An 18,972-nucleotide genomic window follows, 5' to 3' on the forward strand; every position below is an offset into this window, starting at 1 on the left:
AACAGTGAAGACCTTCGAACGCTATTTCCTCAGCGCCAACCGCTGGGCGCTGATTTTGCTGCTGGCGGCCATGGCCGTCATCATTTTTGTCAACGTGGCATTGCGCTACCTGACCAACCAGTCGATTGAATGGGCCGAAGAAGTCTCCCGGCACATGATGATCTGGCTGACGTTTCTCGGTGCCGGACCGGTACTTCGGTACGGCGGCCACATCGCTGTAGAAAATCTCCAGGATGCGCTGCCCCGGCCATTGGCCATCATCACGCGGGCTGTCGTGGCTGCGCTGCTGTTCGCCTTCTTCGGTTTCATGATCTGGTACGGCTGGCTGTACATGGGCCGCACCATGTTTCAGCTGACGGCGGCCACGCAGATTCCGTTTGCCTATATTTACGCGGCCATGCCGGTTGGCGGCGTGCTGCTGGTCGTGCACTGGTTGCTGATCGTGCGGGTTTATGTGCAGGACCGGCTGTTTGCCGTAGACGCGCATTTTGATGCGACTGCGAGTGCATCCCTATGAACGCCAGCCTGCTGCTGATCATTTCAGCCTGCTTTTTTCTCGCCATTGGCGTACCAGTTGCCTTTGCACTGGGCCTGGCCACCGCAGCCACGCTGATTCTCGCGGAGAACTACCCGCTGTTTGTACTGCTCAAGGAAACCTTTACCGGCGTAGACAGCTTCCCCCTGATGGCTGTGCCGTTTTTTATTCTGGCCGCCGAGTTGATGAGCGGTGGTTCGCTCACAGAGGTACTGCTGCGCTTTGCCGGGCAATTTGTCGGCCACAAGCGAGGCGGCCTGGGTTACACCAACGTGGTGTCGCTGACCTTTTTCTCCGGCATTTCCGGCTCCGCCCTGGCCGATGCCGCGGGGCCAGGCTCCATGCTGATCCGCATGATGGACAAGGCTGGCTATGACCGCTCCTATGCTGCCGCCCTGACAGCCGCGACAGCCATTGTCGGGCCCATCATTCCGCCGTCGATCATCATGATCATCTATGCCCTGCAGGACGATAACGTGTCTGTCGGCGCACTCTTCGTCGCAGGTTTGTTACCCGGCATCCTGATTGCGGTGGCGATGTGCGTTGTCAATTTCCATGTTTCCAAAAAACGCAATTACAAAGGTGACGGCGGCATGCCGCCGTGGCCGGAGGTCTGGCGCACCACCTGGAAGGCAATTCCTGCGCTGCTGCTGCCAGTGCTGATTCTGGGCGGGATGCGGGCCGGCTGGTTCACCCCCACCGAAGCCTCCGTGGTGGCTGTTTTTTACGCGCTGGTCTGCGGCAAATTCGTTTACCGGACACTCGAATGGAAAGCCCTGCCCGACATCCTGGCGCGCTCTGCCCTGCTCACGGCTTCGGTGCTGATCATCATTGGCCTGTCCGCCTCTTTCGCATGGATTCTCACCATCGAGGGCCTGCCGCAACTGATGGCGGACTGGATCATCGGGATGAATCTGTCTCCCTGGATGTTCCTGATCATCGTGAACATCTTTTTGCTGCTGTTTGGCATTTTTATTGAGCCGCTGCCCGGTGTGATGGTGTTGGCGCCGATTCTTGCGCCCGTTGCAGTCAAGCTTGGCATAGATCCCATCCATTTTGCGATGATCGTCATCTACAACCTCACGCTGGGCATGATTACGCCGCCGGTGGGAGGCCTGTTATTTGTCACATCAAACGTATCGCGTGTACCCATGGGCCCGCTGGTGCGGGAATTGATGCCCTTCCTTTGGGCGCACGGTGCGGTGCTGGTGCTGCTGACTTTCCTGCCTGCGCTTAGCACCTGGCTGCCCCATGTGCTGGGCTTCAAATAGCACCTGATAACGCCCCGTCGGGTGCAAATCGCTGAATCCGGCATCCGTTACACTTGAGAGGTCAGGAGAGAGTTTTCACCGCGAAAACCGCCGAAGGCGCACGAACACCATGAAGTTAACTCCCATGGTGCACTGAACGCTCAGGCAAAAGGACTGGCAACCGTTTTCCGGCGTCTGGCGCCGGAAAACGTTCCCTACTGGAGAGAGGCCGCTTTTGAGGCGGCCCACCGAAGGAGCAAGCCTGCATCGCCAGGTGAATCTCTCAGGTAAAGTGGACAGCAGGGGCAGCGCATGACCATGGGTCATGGATTCATGTTTGCCCCGGAGAATGCCTTGTCTAACGCCTCTTCTGCCCCCTCTTCTTCTGCCACCCCTGAGGATCTTCTCAAAACACCGCTGCATGCCTTGCACGCAGAGTTGGGCGCGCGCATGGTGCCATTCGCGGGCTATTCCATGCCGGTGCAGTACCCTGCGGGCCTGATGGTCGAGCACCACCACACACGCCAGGCGGCAGGCCTTTTTGATGTGTCCCACATGGGCCAGTTGCGCCTGGTGGGCCCCGATTCGGCGGCTGCGCTGGAAACCCTGCTGCCCGTCGATGTGGTCGACCTGCCCGCCGGCAAGCAGCGCTATGGCCTGCTGCTCAATGACGACGGCGGCATCATCGATGACCTGATGTTTTTCAACCGCAACATGCACGACAGCGCCGGAGGCGGCGACCTGTTCCTCATTGTGAACGGGGCCTGCAAGGTCGGTGATATCGCGCACATCCAGCAAAAGATCGGCAGCCGGTGCCAAGTCATCCCCATGCCGGAGATGGCGCTGATGGCCCTGCAGGGGCCGCAGGCGGTAACCGCCTTGCAGCGCCTGGCGCCGGGCGTTGAAAAACTGGTGTTCATGACCGGCGGCCGCTTCACGGTGGCGGGCTGCGACTGCTTCCTCACGCGCAGCGGCTACACCGGCGAAGACGGTTTCGAAATCTCGGTGCACGAATCGCAGGCGGAGACGCTGACCAGGGCACTACTGGCCCAGCCCGAAGTCAAGCCTGTTGGGCTGGGCGCGCGAAACTCGCTGCGGCTGGAGGCGGGGCTGTGCCTTTACGGCAATGACATTGACACCGGCACCACGCCGGTGGAAGCGGCACTCAACTGGGCCATCCAGAAGGTCCGGCGCACCGGCGGCGCGCGCGCCGGAGGATTTCCCGGTGCGGAAAAAATTCTGGCGCAGCTGGCCGACCCGGCGACGCTTGCCCGCAAGCGCGTGGGCCTGGTGGCGCTGGAACGCGTGCCTGTGCGCGACCACACCGAACTGCAAAGCACCGCAGGTGCGACCATTGGCACCGTGACCAGCGGCCTGCTCGGCCCCACCATCAACCAGCCGGTGGCCATGGGTTACGTGAGCCCCGAGTTTTCCGCCATCGGCACGCGGGTGAATGCCCTGGTGCGCGGCAAGGCCGTTCCGATGGAAGTGTCGGCCATGCCGTTTGTGCCCAACCACTACTACCGCGGCTGAATGTCCAAGCCTTTGACCGTCGCCCTTCGCCGCCACCTCTTGTTCTATTTTCACGTCAACTTGCTGAATCTTTTTTGCTGAATCTTTTTGTTGAATCCTTTTCACTGAACTTTTGAACTTCTGGAGAACCTCATGACTGTCAAATACACCGAAGACCACGAATGGCTCAAGATTGACGGCGACACCGCCACCGTGGGCATCACGGTTCATGCGCAGGACGCGCTGGGCGATGTGGTGTTTGTCGACCTGCCTGCCGTCGGCGCCACCCTGGCGCAGAAAGAAACTGCCGGCGTAGTCGAATCGGTCAAGGCCGCCGCGGACGTCTACATGCCCGTGAGCGGCGAGGTCGTTGAAGTCAATGAAGCCCTGCGCAACGATCCGTCGCTGGCCAACAGCGACCCGCTGGGCGCCGGCTGGTTCTTCAAAATCAAACTGTCCGACGCCTCGCAGCTGGACGCCCTGATGGACGAAACCAGCTACACCCAGTTTTCCGCAGCCTGATTTTTGAAACCGCCTGACACGGAACTCCCGATATGTTGATGCAATCCGCCAAGCCGCTGGGCGAGCTTGAAAACCCCTCTGAATTCATCGCACGCCACATCGGCATTGATGAGGCCGACGAAGTGCACATGCTCAGTGTGGTGGGCTCAGCTTCGCGCCGCGACCTGATAGACGGGATTGTTCCGCGCTCGATCGCACGCCGCAGCGCGATGGCCATTCCACCGCCGGTGAGTGAGGCGGCAGCCCTCAAGCAGCTCAAGGCGATTGCCGCGAAAAACCAGGTGTTCAAAAACTTCATCGGCCAGGGCTACTACGGCACGTACACACCGGGCGTGATCCTGCGCAACATCCTGGAAAACCCCGCCTGGTACACGGCCTACACGCCCTACCAGGCCGAGATTTCGCAAGGCCGCATGGAGGCGCTGATCAACTTCCAGACCATGGTGTGCGACCTGACGGGCATGCCCATTGCCAATGCCTCCATGCTTGACGAAGCGACAGCTGCCGCCGAGGCCATGACGCTGGCCAGGCGCAGTGTGAAAAGCAAGAGCAATGTCTTCATTGTTGCGGGCGACTGCCATCCGCAAACGATTGAAGTCATCCAGACCCGCGCGAAACCGCTGGGCATTGAAATCAAGGTCAGCACCGCAGTGGCTACCGTGCCGCAACTCATGGCCGAAGGCAATTACTTCGGCGTGCTGGTCCAGTACCCGGCTACCACCGGCAGCATCCACGACCTGCGCCCGCTGGCCGGCCAGGCACATGTGGATGGCGCCGCACTGTGCGTGGCCGCCGACCTGCTCGCACTGACCCTGCTCGCGCCGCCCGGCGAATGGGACGCCGACATTGTGCTGGGCAACACCCAGCGCTTCGGTATGCCCATGGGCAATGGCGGGCCGCACGCCGCCTACCTCGCCTGTCGCGAAGAGTTCAAGCGTTCGCTGCCCGGCCGCCTGGTAGGCGTGAGTGTCGACGTCCATGGCAACCCCACCTACCGACTGGCGCTGCAGACGCGCGAGCAGCACATCCGCCGCGAAAAAGCCACCTCCAACATCTGCACCGCCCAGGTGCTGCCTGCCGTGGTTGCCAGCATGTATGCGGTCTACCACGGCCCCCAGGGCCTCAAGCGCATCGCGGAGCGCGTGGCCGCCTACACCGCCATCTTTGTGCGCGGCCTGCAGGAACTCGGCTATGAAATCACCAACGGCGGCGCCTTTGACTCCGTCACCGTCAAGACCGGCGACGCTACCAATTTGATAGCTGAGCGCGCCCGTCAATCAGGGGCCAACCTGCGGTGTCGCCTGAACAATCACCTGGGCGTGTCGCTGGACGAAACCACCAGCCGCACGGACATCGAACTGCTCTGGTCCTTCTTTGCCCAGCCCGGGCAGACGGTGCCCGTGGTCAGCGCCTTTGAAAAAGGCATCGAGTCCCTGATCCCGGCCGACCTGCGCCGCACCAGCGCCTTCCTGACCCACCCGGTGTTCAACACCCACCACTCCGAAACCGGCATGCTGCGCTACATCCGCATGCTCAGCGACAAGGACCTGGCGCTGGACCGCAGCATGATCCCGCTGGGCAGCTGCACCATGAAGCTCAACGCCACCAGCGAGATGATTCCCATCACCTGGCCCGAGTTCGCCAACATCCACCCTTTTGCCCCCCAGGAGCAACTGCAGGGCTATGCCGAACTCGACCAGGAGTTGCGCGACTGGCTCTGCCAGGCCACCGGTTATGCGGGCATCAGCCTGCAGCCCAATGCGGGTTCACAGGGCGAATACGCCGGCCTGCTGGTGATCAAGGCCTACCATGAAGCACAGGGACAGGGCCACCGCAACATCTGCCTGATTCCGTCATCGGCCCATGGCACCAACCCGGCCAGCGCGCAGATGGTGGGCATGACCGTCGTCGTCACCGCCTGTGACGCGCAGGGCAATGTGGACATGGCCGACCTCCAGGCCAAGTGCGAAAAACACAGCGCCAACCTGGCCTGCGTGATGATCACCTACCCCAGCACACATGGCGTGTTTGAAACCCATGTCAAGGAACTTTGCCAGCTGGTGCATTCACACGGCGGGCGCGTGTACGTCGACGGCGCCAACATGAATGCGCTGGTCGGCGTAGCCGCCCCGGGCGAGTTTGGCGGCGACGTGAGCCACCTCAACCTGCACAAGACTTTCTGCATTCCGCACGGCGGCGGCGGGCCGGGCGTGGGCCCGGTGTGCGTGGTGGCCGACCTGGTGCCTTACCTGCCCGGCCATGCCACAGCCGGATATGCAGGAGGCGGCCGAGCCTTCGGAGAGGGCGCCAGCTTTTCCGCCGGGCCGCCCCAAGGAAAAGAAGCCCCCTCGGGGGGCAGCGTATTACACGGAGTGAAAAGCGTGGGGGCCATTTCCGCGGCCCCCCTGGGCAATGCGGCCGTGCTGCCCATCAGCTGGATGTACTGCCGCATGATGGGCCCCGAGGGGCTGACGCGTGCCACCGAAATCGCCATCCTGAGCGCCAACTACATCAGTTCGCGCCTGAAAGACCACTACCCGACGCTGTATTCCAGCGAGAACGGCCACGTCGCGCACGAGTGCATCCTGGACCTGCGCCCGCTTAAGGACAGCAGCGGCGTCACCGCCGAAGACGTGGCCAAGCGGCTGATCGACTACGGCTTTCACGCGCCAACGCTGAGCTTTCCGGTCGCCGGCACGCTGATGGTGGAGCCCACCGAAAGCGAAACGCTGGACGAACTGGACCGCTTCATCGACGCGATGATCGCCATTCGGCAGGAAATCCGCCGCATCGAAAAAGGCGAGTGGCCGCAGGACGACAACCCGCTGAAGGCCGCGCCGCATACGGCGGTAAGCCTGCTCAAGGGCGAATGGAATCATGCCTACACACGCGATGTGGGGGCCGCCATACTCAGCAAGACCCAGCACGCCAAATACTGGCCGCCGGTGGGCCGCGTCGACAACGTCTACGGTGACCGCAACCTGTTTTGCAGTTGCGTGCCCGTGAGCGACTACGCCTGAAACAAACCAGGGAATTTTTCAAGGTTTACTGCCGTTTACTGCCTTTCACTGCCGCTTCGCCCTGCATGGATTCGCAGACACTCCTGGTCGTGATGGGTGCCGCACTTGCCGGCTTTGTGCAGGGCCTTTCAGGCTTCGGCTTTGGCCTGGTCGCCATGTCTGTCTGGGCCTGGACGATTGATCCGCGGCTTGCCGCCGCCATGCGGTCTTTGGCGCCCTGACTGGGCAGCTGGTGGCCGCCGCCACGGTGCGCCGTGGTTTTGATCTGCGGCGGCTCGCCCCCTTTGTGGCCGGCGGACTGATCGGCATTCCCGCCGGACTGCTGGTGCTGCCCTTGATGGACGTGCACATGTTCAAGGCCTTTCTGGGCATGCTGCTCATGCTCTGGTGCCCTGCCATGCTGATGGCAGGGCAACTGCCCCGCATCACCGCGGGCGGGCGTCTCGGCGACGGGCTGGCGGGCGGTGTAGGCGGCATGATGAGTGCGATGGGTGGTTTTTCGGGTGTCATTCCCACGCTCTGGTGCACACTGCGCGGCTATGACAAGCACGCCCAGCGCGCCATCATTCAAAACTTCAATCTGGCCGTGCTGATGGTCACCATGGCCACCTACATCGCCACCGGCATCGTGACCCGCGAAACCGTCCCCATGCTGGCCATCGTGGCACCGGCGATGCTGCTGCCTTCACTCATCGGCGCCCGGGTCTACATTGGCATCAGCGAAGTAACATTCCGCAAGATCATCTTGAGCCTGCTGACCGCCTCGGGTGCAGCCCTGCTGGGCTCCTCGCTGCCACAGCTGCTCGGCCGTGCCAGCTGATGCGGCGGCTGTAACTTCGCCGTTACAGGGTATTGCACCGACCCGGAGATAATGCGGCCGACTGCTTCCGCAAGCGTTCTCCGTTTTGCCTGTTTCAACCTTACCCCCGCCACCATCCGTCACCGTCCGCCACCATTTATGACCACCCCCATGAACATCATGAAATCCGTTCCAGCCCTGCTAGCCTCCTGCGCTCTGGCCACCAGCGTGCTGGCCGCAGCACCCGCCGAAACGCTGCCCACGGGCGTGAAAGTTGTGCACAGCGTGGACGGCACCGGGGCGCAGCCCAAGGCCTCGGACACGGTCAAGGTGCACTACCGCGGAACGCTCGCCGACGGCAAGGAATTCGACAGCTCCTACAAGCGGGGAAAACCCGCAACCTTTCCCCTCAGCCGCGTCGTGCCGTGCTGGACGGAAGGCCTGCAGAAGATCAAGGTCGGCGGCAAGGCCACGCTGACCTGCCCGCCCGCCACGGCGTATGGCGAGCGCGGCGCCGGCGGTGTGGTGCCGCCCAATGCCACGCTGACATTCGACGTCGAACTGCTGGCTATCGAGAACTAAGCAGCGCCCGCACGGGCGCGGCCGCACGCCACCGCTTACGGCGCCTCGCCGAGCGCCGCCAGCAGCGCCTGGTTAAAGGCATCTGCCCGTTCAAACTGAACCCAGTGGCCGGCGGCATCAATGAGCGTCAGGGTCCGGAAATCTCGGGCTTGCCGCACGGCCGCCGCCAACGCATCCAGCTTGCCCCGGTACAGGGCATCTTCACTGCCGTAAATGGCATGCACCGGGCAGCGCACCTGCTCCAGTGAACGCGCCAGCACGCCGGTACGCGACAGGCTGCGCCCTTTCATCCGGTCGCGCAGCACATTGGCCACATGCAGGCGAAGCGCCAGCTCGGTGATCGCCTCCGGGTGGTACAGCATCAGCGCCGCCAGATTGCCGCGGTGAATGGCATCGCGCTGGGCCGGGTCGGTCAGGTGCCGCCAGGAGTTGAGCTGGATCGGCTTCACGGGTGCGATGCCCAAACCGGGTGCGCCCACCAGCACCACACGGTCGGCCCGCACCGGAAACTGCGCCGCCAGAAATCCAGCCACCATGCCGCCAAAAGAAAAACCCACCAGGTCACAGGCCTCGTCACCGAGCAGCAACCCCAGCCCCTGCTCAACCGGCCCGGGCACGGCATCGGCGTCCGTTCCCTGTGCCGGTGCGGCTGAATCGCCAAAGCCGGGCAGGTCCGGCACATAGACCCGGCGCCCCGACTCGACCAGGGGAAGAATGTTGTGCAGCCAGTGCGTCCAGCTGCCGCTGCCGCCATGAAGAAGCACCACGGGCGCCAGGGCCCGGTTGCCACCCGCCTCGCCCCAGACATGCCAGACCATGCTGCCCACCCCGCAGGGCGTTTCCCTGCGGACCGCTGTTTTTAAAAGCGCTTGTGCTTCGGAGGGAACTTGGACTTGAACCTGTATCGAAAGAGTCATTCAGCGTTTATACCTTGCCCTGCTCCTCGATGTCGACGTGAAACAGGACCCCTCAGCTTTCGATCACGACCGGGGGACCGAGACGGTAGCGATTCAGAATCTCCATGTCCGGGTCGAGCCCCAGGCCCGGCCCAGGCGGCACGGACAGTCGGCCCTGGCGAGCGCGCACGGCGTCGTGATACGGACTGGCTTGCAGGTCGCCGAAGAAGAGCTCGAAGGCAAGCTCCGGCGCGAAGGCCGCCGCGAGGTGAAGCGACGCCAGAAAGCCCGGGCCGAAGTAGAAACAGTGCGGGACGTAATCGATGCCATGCGCGCGCGCCAGGATCGCAGCCTGTGCCACCGCCTCAATGCCGCCGAACTTGATGACGCTGGGCTGGCAGATGTCGACCGACCCAGCCCGCAGCATCGCGGCCAATTCGTGTACACCGGCAACGTTCTCTCCCGCGGCGATCGGAATCGTCGTCGCGGCGCGTACACGCGCCAGGCCGGCGTAGTCCTCCGGCGGCCACACGGGTTCTTCCAGCCAGGCCAGACGCGATGCCTCGAGCGCGCGGGCACGCTCGATCGACTGGGACACGCTCCACGGACAGTTGGTGTCGAGCGCAAGCCATACCGATTCACCGCAAGCGGCGCGCGCCGCGCGTACCGTGTCCAGGCGGACTTCGTGCAGCTTGATGTGGCGAAACCCCTGCGCCAAGGCGCGATCAACGGCCGATGCGACCAACTCAGGTTCCGCATAGCGCAGCAGGCTCGCGTAAGCAGTCAACTCACGCGGCGCGCCTCCCAGCAGCGATGCGATCGGCAACGACGCAAGCTTGCCGGCGATGTCCCATAGCGCAATCTCGATGGCCGAAAGCGCGTACACCACCGGACCCGTTCGACCATGGATATGGAAACGGTGGAACATCTCCGTCATCAATCGCGACCGGTCGGAAACATCGCGCCCGATGAACGCAGGGCCAACGAGCGTCGTCAAGGCCGCGCTGGTGGTCGGGCAGGCAACGTGCCCCCATCCCTCGCCCCAGCCATCGACGCCCGCATCAGTGCGAACGCGCACGAACAGGGAGTCCACTGAAGTCCAGTTCATCCCGGCAAACGCCGTCGGTGCCGCCCCCATGTCGAACGGCACACGGATGGGGTGGAGCTCGATTCGAGTGATCTTCATGGCCGCAACTCCTCAATGCTGTCGGCGGATATGGTGACCTGCCCTTGGCCATTTGGCAACTCGTTTTTTGGGGTTTGGGCCTGCTGCCATTGAGAGCTCCAACCGGCGGTCACATCCATTCGCCGAACTGCTTGGCCGGCTTGAACCTGGCTGGATTTGCGAACTGTTTGACGATCACTCCGCACGGGGCCACGCCTTGCCTGGCGCCTCTACGCCTCTATGTCGCTACGCCGCCAGCTGCTGCAGCCACTGCATGGCGCCCGTCAATTCGTCCTGCGTGATCTCGTGGGCGTTGGGAAACTCGGTATAGCGCAGTGTGAGCGGCAGCTTTTGCACCTGATGGCGAATCGCCTGGGCATGGGCGATGGGCAGCACCTGGTCCCGGGTTCCACCGCTGACCCATAGCTGCTTGCCCTGCAGCAGCGCCTCAGGTGCCACGAACGGCCGTACTTCATCCAGCAGGCGGCTGTGCAGCACCATGGCGCCGTGCACGAGTTGAGGCTGGGTCAGCAGCAGCGAGAGCGACATGATGCCGCCCTGGCTGAAACCACCCACAATCACGCGTTCGGGCGGCACGCCCAATTGCCGCGACAGACCCGCAAGGGTGTCGGCCACCAGCCGGCGACTGGCGGCCTCCTGCGCCTGATGGATGACACGCTGGCCCTGCGGTGAAACGCCAAACTGAAACCAGGCATACGAACCGTGCCCCACCACATTCGGTGCGCGCAGGCTGACCACATGAAAGTTGGCCGGGACATGGGATGCCAGGCCGAACAGGTCTTCTTCATTGCTGCCCACGCCGTGCAGCAGCACCAGCAGCCACGGGCTGGCGGTTCCGGTCGCCGCATCACGCTTCAAAAAAGACAGCGGAACACTGCCAGATTCATTGGATTTCACGTTGTTTTCCGTCATATAAAAATTCTTCCTTTCGACAATGGCTCGGGTCTTCAGGCAGGCTGCGCTGATGCCAGCGCAAACGAATCCATCGCGAGGATGCCGTACATCACCTCGCGGCTCAGGTAGTCGGCCTGCACCGCTTCCTCGTCGCCCCAACCAGCGGCCCCCAGCGCAAAAAATATCGGCAAAAAATGATCTTCACTCGGGTGCGCCCGTTGCGCATGCGGAGCCTGGCGGCGGTAGTCGAGCAGTGCGGCCTTGTCTCCGCGCACGACGGCCGACTCCACCCAGCGGCTGAACTCGACCACATACGGCGACGGCTCGCGCTCACCCCCAAAAAACTCGCGCAGGTTGTGCGTCATGCTGCCCGAGCCAATGACCAGCACACCTTTGGCCCGGAGACTGCGCAGCGCACGGCCCATGGCCAGCACCTGGACCGGGCCGTAACCCAGCGGCAAGGCCACTTGCACCACCGGTACATTCGCCTTCGGGAAGAGATGCATCAGCGGCACCCAGGCGCCATGGTCCATCGGGCGCTCCGCATCACTGTCGGCGGCCATGCCGGCGCCCAGCAGCAGTTCCAGGACCTCGGCAGCCAATGCCGGGCTGCCCGGGGCGGGGTATTGCAGTTCGTACAGCGCAGGCGGAAAACCGCCAAAGTCATGCCACGTGGCAGGGGCCGGGTTGGCCATGACCGCCGGGGTGCGCGCCATCCAATGCGGCGACATGATGACGATGCCGCGCAAATCGCCAGGCGCCTGCGCCAGTGCTGCGCCCCAGCGTGTCAGCGCGGGGCCGGTGCTGCCGGCTTCAATGGCGAACAGCGGTGCGCCGTGGGATAGAAACAGGGCTGGAAGTGTTGATGCCCGCATGACGAAATCCTTTCCAAAGATTACTGATACTGTAGTTATCCATAAATGAAAGATAAATATCGTAAATCTTGATTCATTGACTCTGAATAATTGACAATAAATGGTCAGAACAACACTCTGACCTTACTTGAACCCCCACTCGGCTCACTCGCCGTTGAAAAGCGAAAACGCACACCATGGACCAGCTCCGCCAGATTGAAACCTTTGTTGCCGTGGTGCAAAACGGCAGCTTTGTCAAAGCCGCCGAGAAGCTGGGCGACTCCAAGGCTGCGGTGTCGCGCCTGGTGCTGGAACTCGAGGCCCGGCTAGACACGCGGCTCCTGAATCGCACCACACGCAAACAGTCGCTGACCGAATCGGGGGCCGATTATTTTGAGCGCTGCCGCAAAATCCTGGATGACCTGGCCGAAGCCAACCAGGCCGCCAGCGCCAGTACCGCCCGGCCGGTGGGCCGGCTGCGCATCAACGCGCCGGTCAGTTTTGGCAACCTGCATCTGGCGCCGCTGTGGGGCGGTTTTCTGCAGCGACACCCCGACGTGACGCTGGACGTCACGCTCTCCGACCGCCAGGTCGATCTCGTGGAGGACGGCTACGACCTGGCCATCCGTATCGCCCGCCTGGCCAACTCCAGCCTCATCTCGCGCCAGCTCGCCAGCACCCGGCTGGTGCTGTGCGCCTCGCCCGCCTACCTGAAACGGCAAGCCCGGCTGCGCACCATTGAAGACATTGCCGCGCATCCGGTCATCGCCTACAGCTATTGGTCAGGCGGCGACAGCTGGGCGTTCGAGGGGCCGGAGGGCCCTGTCGAGGTGGTCACCCAGGCACGCCTGCGCAGCAACTCCGGCGACACCTGCCTGGCCGCGGCGCTGGCGGGCCAGGGCCTGATCCTGCAACCCACCTTCATCGTCGGACCCGACCTCAAGGCGGGCCGGCTGGTCGAAGTGCTGCCGCACTACCGCGCAACCACCCTCGCCATCCATGCGGTGTACCCGAGCCGGCAGCACCTGTCCGTCAAGGTGCGGCGCATGGTGGAGTACCTGGCGGGCGCATTCAAAAAACCTGATTGGGAATGAACCCGGCAGCCTGGCGGCGCCAGGTGCCGGCCAGGGCTCCCGGCTCAATCATTCATTGACCTTGCCACGCAGGTTCTTGATCTCCGAGCGTTGGCTTTTACCGGCCAGACGCCGCTGCTTCGAGCCGTAGGTCGGCTTGGTAGCGCGTCGGGGTTTGGGTGGCGATGACACGCTGTCCACCACTTCCTGCAAGCGCATCAAGGCGTCGCTCCGGTTCATCTCCTGCGTGCGGTGCTGCTGCGCCTTCAGGACAAACACGCCCTCCTGGGTGATGCGGCTGTCGCTCAGCGCCAGCAGGCGGCCCTTGACCTCACCGGGGAGTGAAGACGCTGCAATGTCAAAGCGCAAATGCACCGCGCTGGACACCTTGTTGACGTTTTGCCCGCCCGCGCCCTGGGCGCGGATCGCGCTGAAGTCCACCTCGCGCTCATCAACCAGAAATTTCGGGGTCGGCATAAGTCAACGCTGAGCGAGGTTCAAGCTGGAAACGGCAATTGGATGGGCCCACATCCGGTGATTATCGGGCCTGCCTCGCTGGCATCACACTGGCAGCACGCCTGCATCACGCAAGACGGCTACTTCACACCGTCAAAAAAACTTTCCAGCAAACGGGCAAACGCTTCGGGTTGCTCCACGGCGCTGAGGTGGGCAGCCTCCAGCGTACGCAATTGCGCGCCGGGGATGCTGTCCGCAATGGCCTGCGACATGGCCACCGGCGTGGCCTCGTCACGTGTGCCCGCGATCACGAGCGCCGGGCATTCGATGCGGCGATTGCTGGCACGAAAGTCAATGGATGCCACCGCCTCGCAACTGGCGGCATAGGCGGCGGCGTCGGTCTTTTCCAGCTGGTGGCGCAGGTCCGCCACGCGCTGCGCGCCGCCTCCGGCAAGGTCCGCCCTGAATTCCGGTGTGAACCAGCGCTGCATGGCACCGTCGGCGATGGCTGCGACGCCCTGGGCGAACACAGTCTGGACCCGTGCCTGCCACAAGGCCTTGGCCGCATCGTCGTACCAGCTGGCCGCGTTGGCGATGACAATGCTTTTGAGCAGCTGCGGCTGGCTGGCAGCGAGCGCCTGCGCCGTCATGCCGCCCATGCTCAGGCCGACAAAATGCACCGGGCCTGCCGCCTGTTCGCGGATCAGGCCGGCGGCGTCTTCTGCCAGCAGGTCCATGCTGTAGGGCCCGGCAGGCGCTTGCGACTGGCCGTGCCCCCGGTGGTCATAGCGCAGCACCGTGTAGCGGTTTTTCAGCAGCGCGGTCACGCCATCCCACATGCTAATGTCGCAACCGAGGGCATGGCTCAACACCACCACCGGTCCCTGGCCCTCTTTCGTCCAGTGCAAAACAGTTTTTTTCATTGTCTGGGGTGTCCTCAGGGTGTGGCGGCCAGCAGGCCTTTTTCGCGCAGGATATCGCCGGCGACCGCGAACGCATGGTTGGCCGCAGGCACACCGCAGTAAATCGCCGCCTGCAGGATAACCTCCTTGATGTCTTCGGGCGTCAGCCGGGAGTCCGGCGGGCCGTCCAGGCCGGCGCGAACGTGCATGGCGAATTCCTCAAAGGCCTTCAGCGCAATCATGGTGGACAGCACCATGAGGCGCCGCGTCTTGTCACCAAATGCGGGGCGCCCCCAGATTTCGTGCCACGCATAACGCGTGATCAGGGCCTGGAATTCTCCGTTGAAGGCGTTGCTGTTGGCAATGGATTTGTCTACCCAGGCATCGCCCAGCACCCTGCGGCGATTGACCATGCCCTTGTCGTAATCATTCTTGGAGTCACTCGTGCTCATGGCATCACTTTCGTTCTGTTGGTATCTGGATATCTGCTGGTTTCGAGGAGTTCAGCGCGGCCAGCGCCTGGGTATGGGCCAGGACCTGGGCATGCGTCAGCTCCGCCGCATGCTGGGCCAGGCCGGGACTGAACCACTCGTCTGCAGCCTCGGCGGGCAGCACCGCCCGCAAGGCGTCCAGGTTGGCCCGCATGCGCTGCGTATCCACCTGCAGGCCCGGCAGCGCCTGGGCCATCGCGCGGGCAGAACCGTGCGCCGACATCAGCAGGCCCGGCCATTCAGCCAGCTCGGCCTGCCAATTGCCAAGGGCACGCTCGTGCTCCTGCGGCATGGCGGCCAGCAACGCGGCCACCCGTTGCGGTGCCCGCTGCGCCGCAGCCAGCGCCACCATGCAGGCAACCGGATTGCGCTTGTGCGGCATGGCCGACGAACCTCCGCGCCCCGGCTCGGTCGGCTCGGCCACCTCGCCCACTTCATACTGGCCCATCAGGGCAATGTCTTTGGCTATCTTGCCGAGACTGCCCACCAGCAGCCCCAACTCGCAACCGAGCGCGACCCACTCGTCGCGCTGCGTGTGCCATGCGCAGGAAGGCGCCCTCAGTTTCAGCTCGCTCGCCATGTGCGCAATGACCTGCGGCCCCAGGTTCTTTCCTGCTTTCTGCATCTGGGCGAGCGTGCCCACCGCGCCGCCCAGCTGCACGCTCAGGGCATTGCCGGCTATCGCCTGCAGGCGCTGCAGGCTGCGTACCAGCGGTGCAGCCCATCCGGCACATTTCAGGCCAAAACTGGTGACCGACGCCGGCTGCATCAGTGTGCGCGCCAGCACAGGATCGGCGGCATGGCGCCCGGCCAGGGCCAGCAACGCCGCCACCGCCTTGTGGACATCGGCTTCGATCAGGTTCAGCGCATTGCGCGTCACCAGTGCCAGCGCGGTATCGATCACGTCCTGGGAGGTAGAGCCAAAGTGGACAAAACCGGCGGCCTCCTTGTTGAAGAGGCCCACCGTTTCCTTCAGGCTCTTGACCAGCGGAATCGCAATGCTACCGGCGCGCCCGCTTTCGCGCACGATCTTGGCCACATCAAACAACTCGACCTTGCAAGTCCCGCTGATGGACTGGGCCACGGCCTCGGGAATCAGCCCGACCCTGGCCTGCGCGCGCGCCAGCGAGCCCTCAAAGCGCAACATGGCGTCCAGAAAATTGCGTTCACTGAACGCCTCCAGGATTTCGGACGTGGATAAAAAACCTTCAAAAATGCTGCTCATGCGATGGGTTTCTTTTCAAAAGGCGATGACGGTTGCTTTTCCGCTGGGCCGCCCCAAGGAAAAATACCCCCCATAGGGAAGGAAAGGGGCAGCCCGCCGCAGGCTCGAAGTGACAAGCGTGGGCGCATCATCGCTTCAGGCGGATCTGGTTGGGCAAGGGCACGGAGCGCCGCAAGACGTCCTCGCCCAGCCACAAGGCCGAACGCCAGGCGCGTTGGGCCACGGTGGGCAAAGGCATTTGCTGGTAGTCGTCATTGAAGACCTCGAAACTGTAGTCACCGCGGTAACCCAGACCGTGGAGTTTGGTCACCAGCGTGGCGAGTGCTTCGCTGTGCACGCCTTCCCCGGGAAACACGCGAAAATGCCGGGCCGTGGCAATGCGTTCCTCGACCGACTTGATCTCGGTCCACATGAAGTCGGCCAGCTGCACCAGGAATATCTTGTCGGGATCCAGCATGTCCAGTTCGTCCAGCGAGGTCTTGGTCGCAAACATGTGGAAGGAGTCAAATCCCAGGCCGAGGTTGGGCATGTCAGCCTCGCAAATGATGTCCCAGGCCTGCGGGAATTCATTGACGACGCGCCCCCACGACAAGGCTTCATAGGCTATGCGGATATTCATGGGAATCGCCAGCATGGCCAGTTTGCGCAAGTCCTTGACCAGTGCCGCGGTGTCGTCCGTGGCATGCACGGACGTGGATGAACAGATCAGCAACAGCCGGCAGTCCAATGCGTGGCACATCTCCAGCATCGATTTGGCAATGTCGACTTTGTAATCGTGCAGATGGCCCGACAGGCCCTCAAAATCGCGCAGCACCTGAAAGCCGGTCACGCGCAGGCCGCTGGTACGCACCGCAGCAATCGCGGCGTCAAGGCCGTCGGGGTGGCCCACCAGGTCCCTGGCGGCCAGCATGATCTGGGTGAACCCTGCTTCCCGGACAGCCTTCAGCTTGGCCTCGAGCGGGCCGGCCAGCGAGATGGTGTCCATCCCGAAATCGTCTATGTTTCCGCTGTAGTGACTCATGATCTTCAACCGCGCTCGTCGTGTACCAGCTCAAAGCTCACACTGCCCAGCCAGGTTTTGGTCAGCGCGCCGCGGTCCTCGGTGTGAACGCCGCGCGACTCGACAAATTCCACGCCGCGTTTGCCTAGCTCGGCCACCGCCTGCAACACGTCGGCGGTGCCCAGGCCGATGCGCTGCAGTCCCTCGTCGCCCTCCACATCCAGCACGCTGGCTTCGGGCTCGATCAACTGAAGGTAAAAGCGGGATGACGGCGGGCATGGGCTGCGCAGGATCCGCCCCTTGGGCAGGATGCCGAAGCGTTCCTCGGCGGGCAACTCGGTGAAGCCGAACAGCTCGCGATAAAACTCCGCCCAGTCTTCGGTGCGGTCATTGCCGATGTACTGCACGATGCCGAAAAAATGCAGACCGGCCACGGCAGGTGGATGCGGGTCCACCGTGGGAATCGGCACGAAGTCCACGTCATAGATGGAAAACTTGTCGTAGCGGTCCACAAAATAGATGCGGCTCTTGCCCACGCCGTGGATGGCGGGAATGTTCAGCTCCATGACTTCCACGCGTGAGGGCACGGCCCAGGCGCCGCGCTCCAGCGCCCGGCGATAAGCCTCTGCGGCGTCGCGCACGCGCACGGCCACGGCCGCAATCACCGGCTTGTCGGTCGGTGCCGCGCCGTCAGGCATGGCCGGAATATGGGCATTGACGATCACATTGATACCGCCCTGCCGGTACAGCAGCACCTCGCGTGAACGGTGGCGTGCGATGGGGCGAAAGCCCATCATTTCCAGCACCTGCCCCAGCGCCTGCGGCTTGGCGGTGGTGTATTCGATGAATTCAATGCCGTCCAGTCCGAGCGGGTTGACGGCGTCAAGAATGGATTCCCGGTCAGTGCTTGCCGCCTGGAGGTGGGTACTCATGGTGTTCTCCGGTTGAGTTCAGGAATGATCAGGACATCAAAGCGGCTGGTTTGCCGGAAAAGCGGATTCGACCGTCACACCAGGCACATGCCCGCCGCCCAGAAAGAGCCGCTCGATATTCGGATCGGCCAGCAACTCGGAAGCTTTTTTGTGCAGCACCAGCTGGCCCGACTCCAGCGCAATCGCGTCATCCGCTATTTTGAGGGCGCTCTTGACATTTTGTTCCACCATCAGCACCGTGGTTCCCTGCGAGGCCAGTTTTTGCAGCAGCTTGAACACATCCTGCACCACTATCGGCGACAAGCCGATGGAAGGCTCGTCAATCAGCAGCACCTTGGGGCGCAGCAACAGGGCACGGCCCACCTCCAGCTGCTTTTGCTCGCCGCCGGACAGGGCCGAGGCCTGGGAGTGCAGGCGCTCCTTCACGCGCGGGAAGAACTCCAGCACCTCGGGAATCCGCTCATGCGTGGTCTTGGTACCCAGGGTAATGCCGCCGAGCTCCAGGTTCTGCCAGACCGTGAGCTGGCCAAACAGGTTGCGCCCCTGCGGTACAAAGGCAATGCCCTTGGCCAACAGCTCTTTCTGGCTGGCCCCGGAGATGTCCACGCCATCGAGCAGGATGCGACCCTGGCGCGGCTTGAGCAGACCGAACAGGGTTTTCAGCACGGTGGACTTGCCCGCGCCATTGGGGCCCAGCAGCAAGGTGATGGAGCCGCGCCTGACCTTGAACGACAGGTTGTTCAGGATCATGAAGTCCTTGTAACCGGCCACCACGTCGTCGAATTCAATACAAATGTCGCTTGTCATTTCTACACTCCGTGAAATCGCAATCCAATCTCTTTA

Annotated in this window: 18 protein-coding genes, 1 pseudogene and 2 riboswitches; of the genes and pseudogenes, 8 read left to right on the forward strand and 11 right to left on the reverse strand. The window is 63.1% G+C overall.

Translation table 11 applies throughout. The features are described from left to right. The first annotated feature begins 4 nt into the window (after positions 1-4). The 7 genes and pseudogenes from AC1DUB_RS18210 to AC1DUB_RS18240 all read left to right on the forward strand — a co-directional run bounded on the left by AC1DUB_RS18210 (position 5) and on the right by AC1DUB_RS18240 (position 8,220). Positions 5-517 (forward strand): TRAP transporter small permease, encoded by a 513-nt coding sequence (locus AC1DUB_RS18210; RefSeq protein WP_477730703.1) that lies wholly within the window; start codon positions 5-7, stop codon positions 515-517. After that, positions 514-1,806, forward strand: coding sequence for a TRAP transporter large permease (locus tag AC1DUB_RS18215; protein WP_477730704.1), 1,293 nt, complete (start codon positions 514-516; stop codon positions 1,804-1,806). Before AC1DUB_RS18210 ends, AC1DUB_RS18215 begins: the two co-directional genes overlap by 4 nt. Positions 1,807-1,858: 52 nt before the next feature. After that, positions 1,859-1,972, forward strand: a riboswitch (glycine riboswitch). A gap of 21 nt (positions 1,973-1,993) precedes the next feature. Further along, a riboswitch (glycine riboswitch) is annotated at positions 1,994-2,095 on the forward strand. 44 nt (positions 2,096-2,139) lie between these two features. Continuing rightward, positions 2,140-3,318, forward strand: coding sequence for a glycine cleavage system aminomethyltransferase GcvT (gene gcvT, locus AC1DUB_RS18220; protein WP_477730705.1), 1,179 nt, complete (start codon positions 2,140-2,142; stop codon positions 3,316-3,318). A 132-nt stretch (positions 3,319-3,450) separates the two neighbouring features. Beyond that, positions 3,451-3,819: a glycine cleavage system protein GcvH gene (gcvH, locus tag AC1DUB_RS18225; protein ID WP_477718810.1), complete on the forward strand. Its 369-nt coding sequence runs from the start codon at positions 3,451-3,453 to the stop codon at positions 3,817-3,819. Positions 3,820-3,851: 32 nt separating this feature from the next. Continuing rightward, a complete protein-coding gene (gene gcvP, locus AC1DUB_RS18230) occupies positions 3,852-6,839 on the forward strand; it encodes an aminomethyl-transferring glycine dehydrogenase (RefSeq protein WP_477730706.1) in 2,988 nt (995 codons plus the stop codon). Positions 6,840-6,904: 65 nt separating this feature from the next. Beyond that, a pseudogene (locus AC1DUB_RS18235) lies at positions 6,905-7,659 on the forward strand (sulfite exporter TauE/SafE family protein). A gap of 159 nt (positions 7,660-7,818) precedes the next feature. Continuing rightward, positions 7,819-8,220 carry an FKBP-type peptidyl-prolyl cis-trans isomerase gene (locus AC1DUB_RS18240; RefSeq protein ID WP_477730764.1) on the forward strand — a complete coding sequence of 134 codons (402 nt, stop codon included), beginning with the start codon at positions 7,819-7,821 and terminating at the stop codon, positions 8,218-8,220. 35 nt (positions 8,221-8,255) lie between these two features. On the opposite strand, the gene AC1DUB_RS18245 is transcribed toward AC1DUB_RS18240, so the two are convergent. From AC1DUB_RS18245 to AC1DUB_RS18260, 4 genes are all read right to left on the reverse strand, one after another. Further along, entirely contained in the window at positions 8,256-9,137 is an 882-nt protein-coding gene (locus AC1DUB_RS18245) for an alpha/beta fold hydrolase (RefSeq protein ID WP_477730707.1), read from the reverse strand. A gap of 52 nt (positions 9,138-9,189) precedes the next feature. After that, complete coding sequence (locus AC1DUB_RS18250) at positions 9,190-10,302, reverse strand: mandelate racemase/muconate lactonizing enzyme family protein (RefSeq protein ID WP_477730708.1); 1,113 nt, start codon at positions 10,300-10,302, stop codon at positions 9,190-9,192. A gap of 225 nt (positions 10,303-10,527) precedes the next feature. Then, on the reverse strand, positions 10,528-11,214 hold the full coding sequence (locus AC1DUB_RS18255; protein WP_477730709.1) for an alpha/beta hydrolase: 687 nt from the start codon (positions 11,212-11,214) through the stop codon (positions 10,528-10,530). Between the two features lie 35 nt (positions 11,215-11,249). After that, positions 11,250-12,071 carry a DODA-type extradiol aromatic ring-opening family dioxygenase gene (locus AC1DUB_RS18260; RefSeq protein ID WP_477730710.1) on the reverse strand — a complete coding sequence of 274 codons (822 nt, stop codon included), beginning with the start codon at positions 12,069-12,071 and terminating at the stop codon, positions 11,250-11,252. Between the two features lie 176 nt (positions 12,072-12,247). Here AC1DUB_RS18260 and AC1DUB_RS18265 point away from each other — a divergent pair, with 176 nt between their 5' ends. Beyond that, positions 12,248-13,144 carry a LysR family transcriptional regulator gene (locus AC1DUB_RS18265; RefSeq protein ID WP_477730711.1) on the forward strand — a complete coding sequence of 299 codons (897 nt, stop codon included), beginning with the start codon at positions 12,248-12,250 and terminating at the stop codon, positions 13,142-13,144. A 48-nt stretch (positions 13,145-13,192) separates the two neighbouring features. On the opposite strand, the gene arfB is transcribed toward AC1DUB_RS18265, so the two are convergent. The 7 genes from arfB to AC1DUB_RS18300 form a co-directional block, all read right to left on the reverse strand. Next, entirely contained in the window at positions 13,193-13,600 is a 408-nt protein-coding gene (gene arfB / locus AC1DUB_RS18270; RefSeq protein ID WP_477730712.1) for an alternative ribosome rescue aminoacyl-tRNA hydrolase ArfB, read from the reverse strand. A gap of 119 nt (positions 13,601-13,719) precedes the next feature. Further along, the gene (pcaD, locus tag AC1DUB_RS18275) at positions 13,720-14,502 is read right to left on the reverse strand and encodes a 3-oxoadipate enol-lactonase (RefSeq protein WP_477730713.1); all 783 of its coding nucleotides are present in this window, start codon (positions 14,500-14,502) and stop codon (positions 13,720-13,722) included. Positions 14,503-14,516: 14 nt separating this feature from the next. Next, on the reverse strand, positions 14,517-14,933 hold the full coding sequence (locus tag AC1DUB_RS18280) for a carboxymuconolactone decarboxylase family protein (protein WP_477730714.1): 417 nt from the start codon (positions 14,931-14,933) through the stop codon (positions 14,517-14,519). 4 nt (positions 14,934-14,937) lie between these two features. Then, entirely contained in the window at positions 14,938-16,197 is a 1,260-nt protein-coding gene (pcaB, locus tag AC1DUB_RS18285) for a 3-carboxy-cis,cis-muconate cycloisomerase (protein WP_477730715.1), read from the reverse strand. Between the two features lie 127 nt (positions 16,198-16,324). Further along, positions 16,325-17,218 (reverse strand): sugar phosphate isomerase/epimerase family protein, encoded by an 894-nt coding sequence (locus tag AC1DUB_RS18290; RefSeq protein ID WP_477730716.1) that lies wholly within the window; start codon positions 17,216-17,218, stop codon positions 16,325-16,327. A gap of 5 nt (positions 17,219-17,223) precedes the next feature. Then, entirely contained in the window at positions 17,224-18,129 is a 906-nt protein-coding gene (locus tag AC1DUB_RS18295) for a VOC family protein (protein WP_477718798.1), read from the reverse strand. Positions 18,130-18,165: 36 nt separating this feature from the next. After that, positions 18,166-18,936 (reverse strand): ABC transporter ATP-binding protein, encoded by a 771-nt coding sequence (locus AC1DUB_RS18300; protein WP_477730717.1) that lies wholly within the window; start codon positions 18,934-18,936, stop codon positions 18,166-18,168. Positions 18,937-18,972: the final 36 nt, after the last annotated feature.

Source organism: Polaromonas sp. P4_F9, assembly GCF_056401235.1.

Bases quoted from the DNA above. Each gene is read 5' to 3' on its own strand.
- AC1DUB_RS18215 (WP_477730704.1), top strand. From the start codon at position 514: ATGAACGCCAGCCTGCTGCTGATCATTTCAGCCTGCTTTTTTCTCGCC.
- gcvH (WP_477718810.1), top strand. From the start codon at position 3,451: ATGACTGTCAAATACACCGAAGACCACGAATGGCTCAAGATTGACGGC.
- gcvP (WP_477730706.1), top strand. From the start codon at position 3,852: ATGTTGATGCAATCCGCCAAGCCGCTGGGCGAGCTTGAAAACCCCTCT.
- AC1DUB_RS18240 (WP_477730764.1), top strand. From the start codon at position 7,819: ATGAAATCCGTTCCAGCCCTGCTAGCCTCCTGCGCTCTGGCCACCAGC.
- AC1DUB_RS18245 (WP_477730707.1), bottom strand. From the start codon at position 9,137: ATGACTCTTTCGATACAGGTTCAAGTCCAAGTTCCCTCCGAAGCACAA.
- AC1DUB_RS18250 (WP_477730708.1), bottom strand. From the start codon at position 10,302: ATGAAGATCACTCGAATCGAGCTCCACCCCATCCGTGTGCCGTTCGAC.
- AC1DUB_RS18255 (WP_477730709.1), bottom strand. From the start codon at position 11,214: ATGACGGAAAACAACGTGAAATCCAATGAATCTGGCAGTGTTCCGCTG.
- AC1DUB_RS18260 (WP_477730710.1), bottom strand. From the start codon at position 12,071: ATGCGGGCATCAACACTTCCAGCCCTGTTTCTATCCCACGGCGCACCG.
- AC1DUB_RS18265 (WP_477730711.1), top strand. From the start codon at position 12,248: ATGGACCAGCTCCGCCAGATTGAAACCTTTGTTGCCGTGGTGCAAAAC.
- arfB (WP_477730712.1), bottom strand. From the start codon at position 13,600: ATGCCGACCCCGAAATTTCTGGTTGATGAGCGCGAGGTGGACTTCAGC.
- pcaD (WP_477730713.1), bottom strand. From the start codon at position 14,502: ATGAAAAAAACTGTTTTGCACTGGACGAAAGAGGGCCAGGGACCGGTG.
- AC1DUB_RS18280 (WP_477730714.1), bottom strand. From the start codon at position 14,933: ATGAGCACGAGTGACTCCAAGAATGATTACGACAAGGGCATGGTCAAT.
- pcaB (WP_477730715.1), bottom strand. From the start codon at position 16,197: ATGAGCAGCATTTTTGAAGGTTTTTTATCCACGTCCGAAATCCTGGAG.
- AC1DUB_RS18290 (WP_477730716.1), bottom strand. From the start codon at position 17,218: ATGAGTCACTACAGCGGAAACATAGACGATTTCGGGATGGACACCATC.
- AC1DUB_RS18295 (WP_477718798.1), bottom strand. From the start codon at position 18,129: ATGAGTACCCACCTCCAGGCGGCAAGCACTGACCGGGAATCCATTCTT.
- AC1DUB_RS18300 (WP_477730717.1), bottom strand. From the start codon at position 18,936: ATGACAAGCGACATTTGTATTGAATTCGACGACGTGGTGGCCGGTTAC.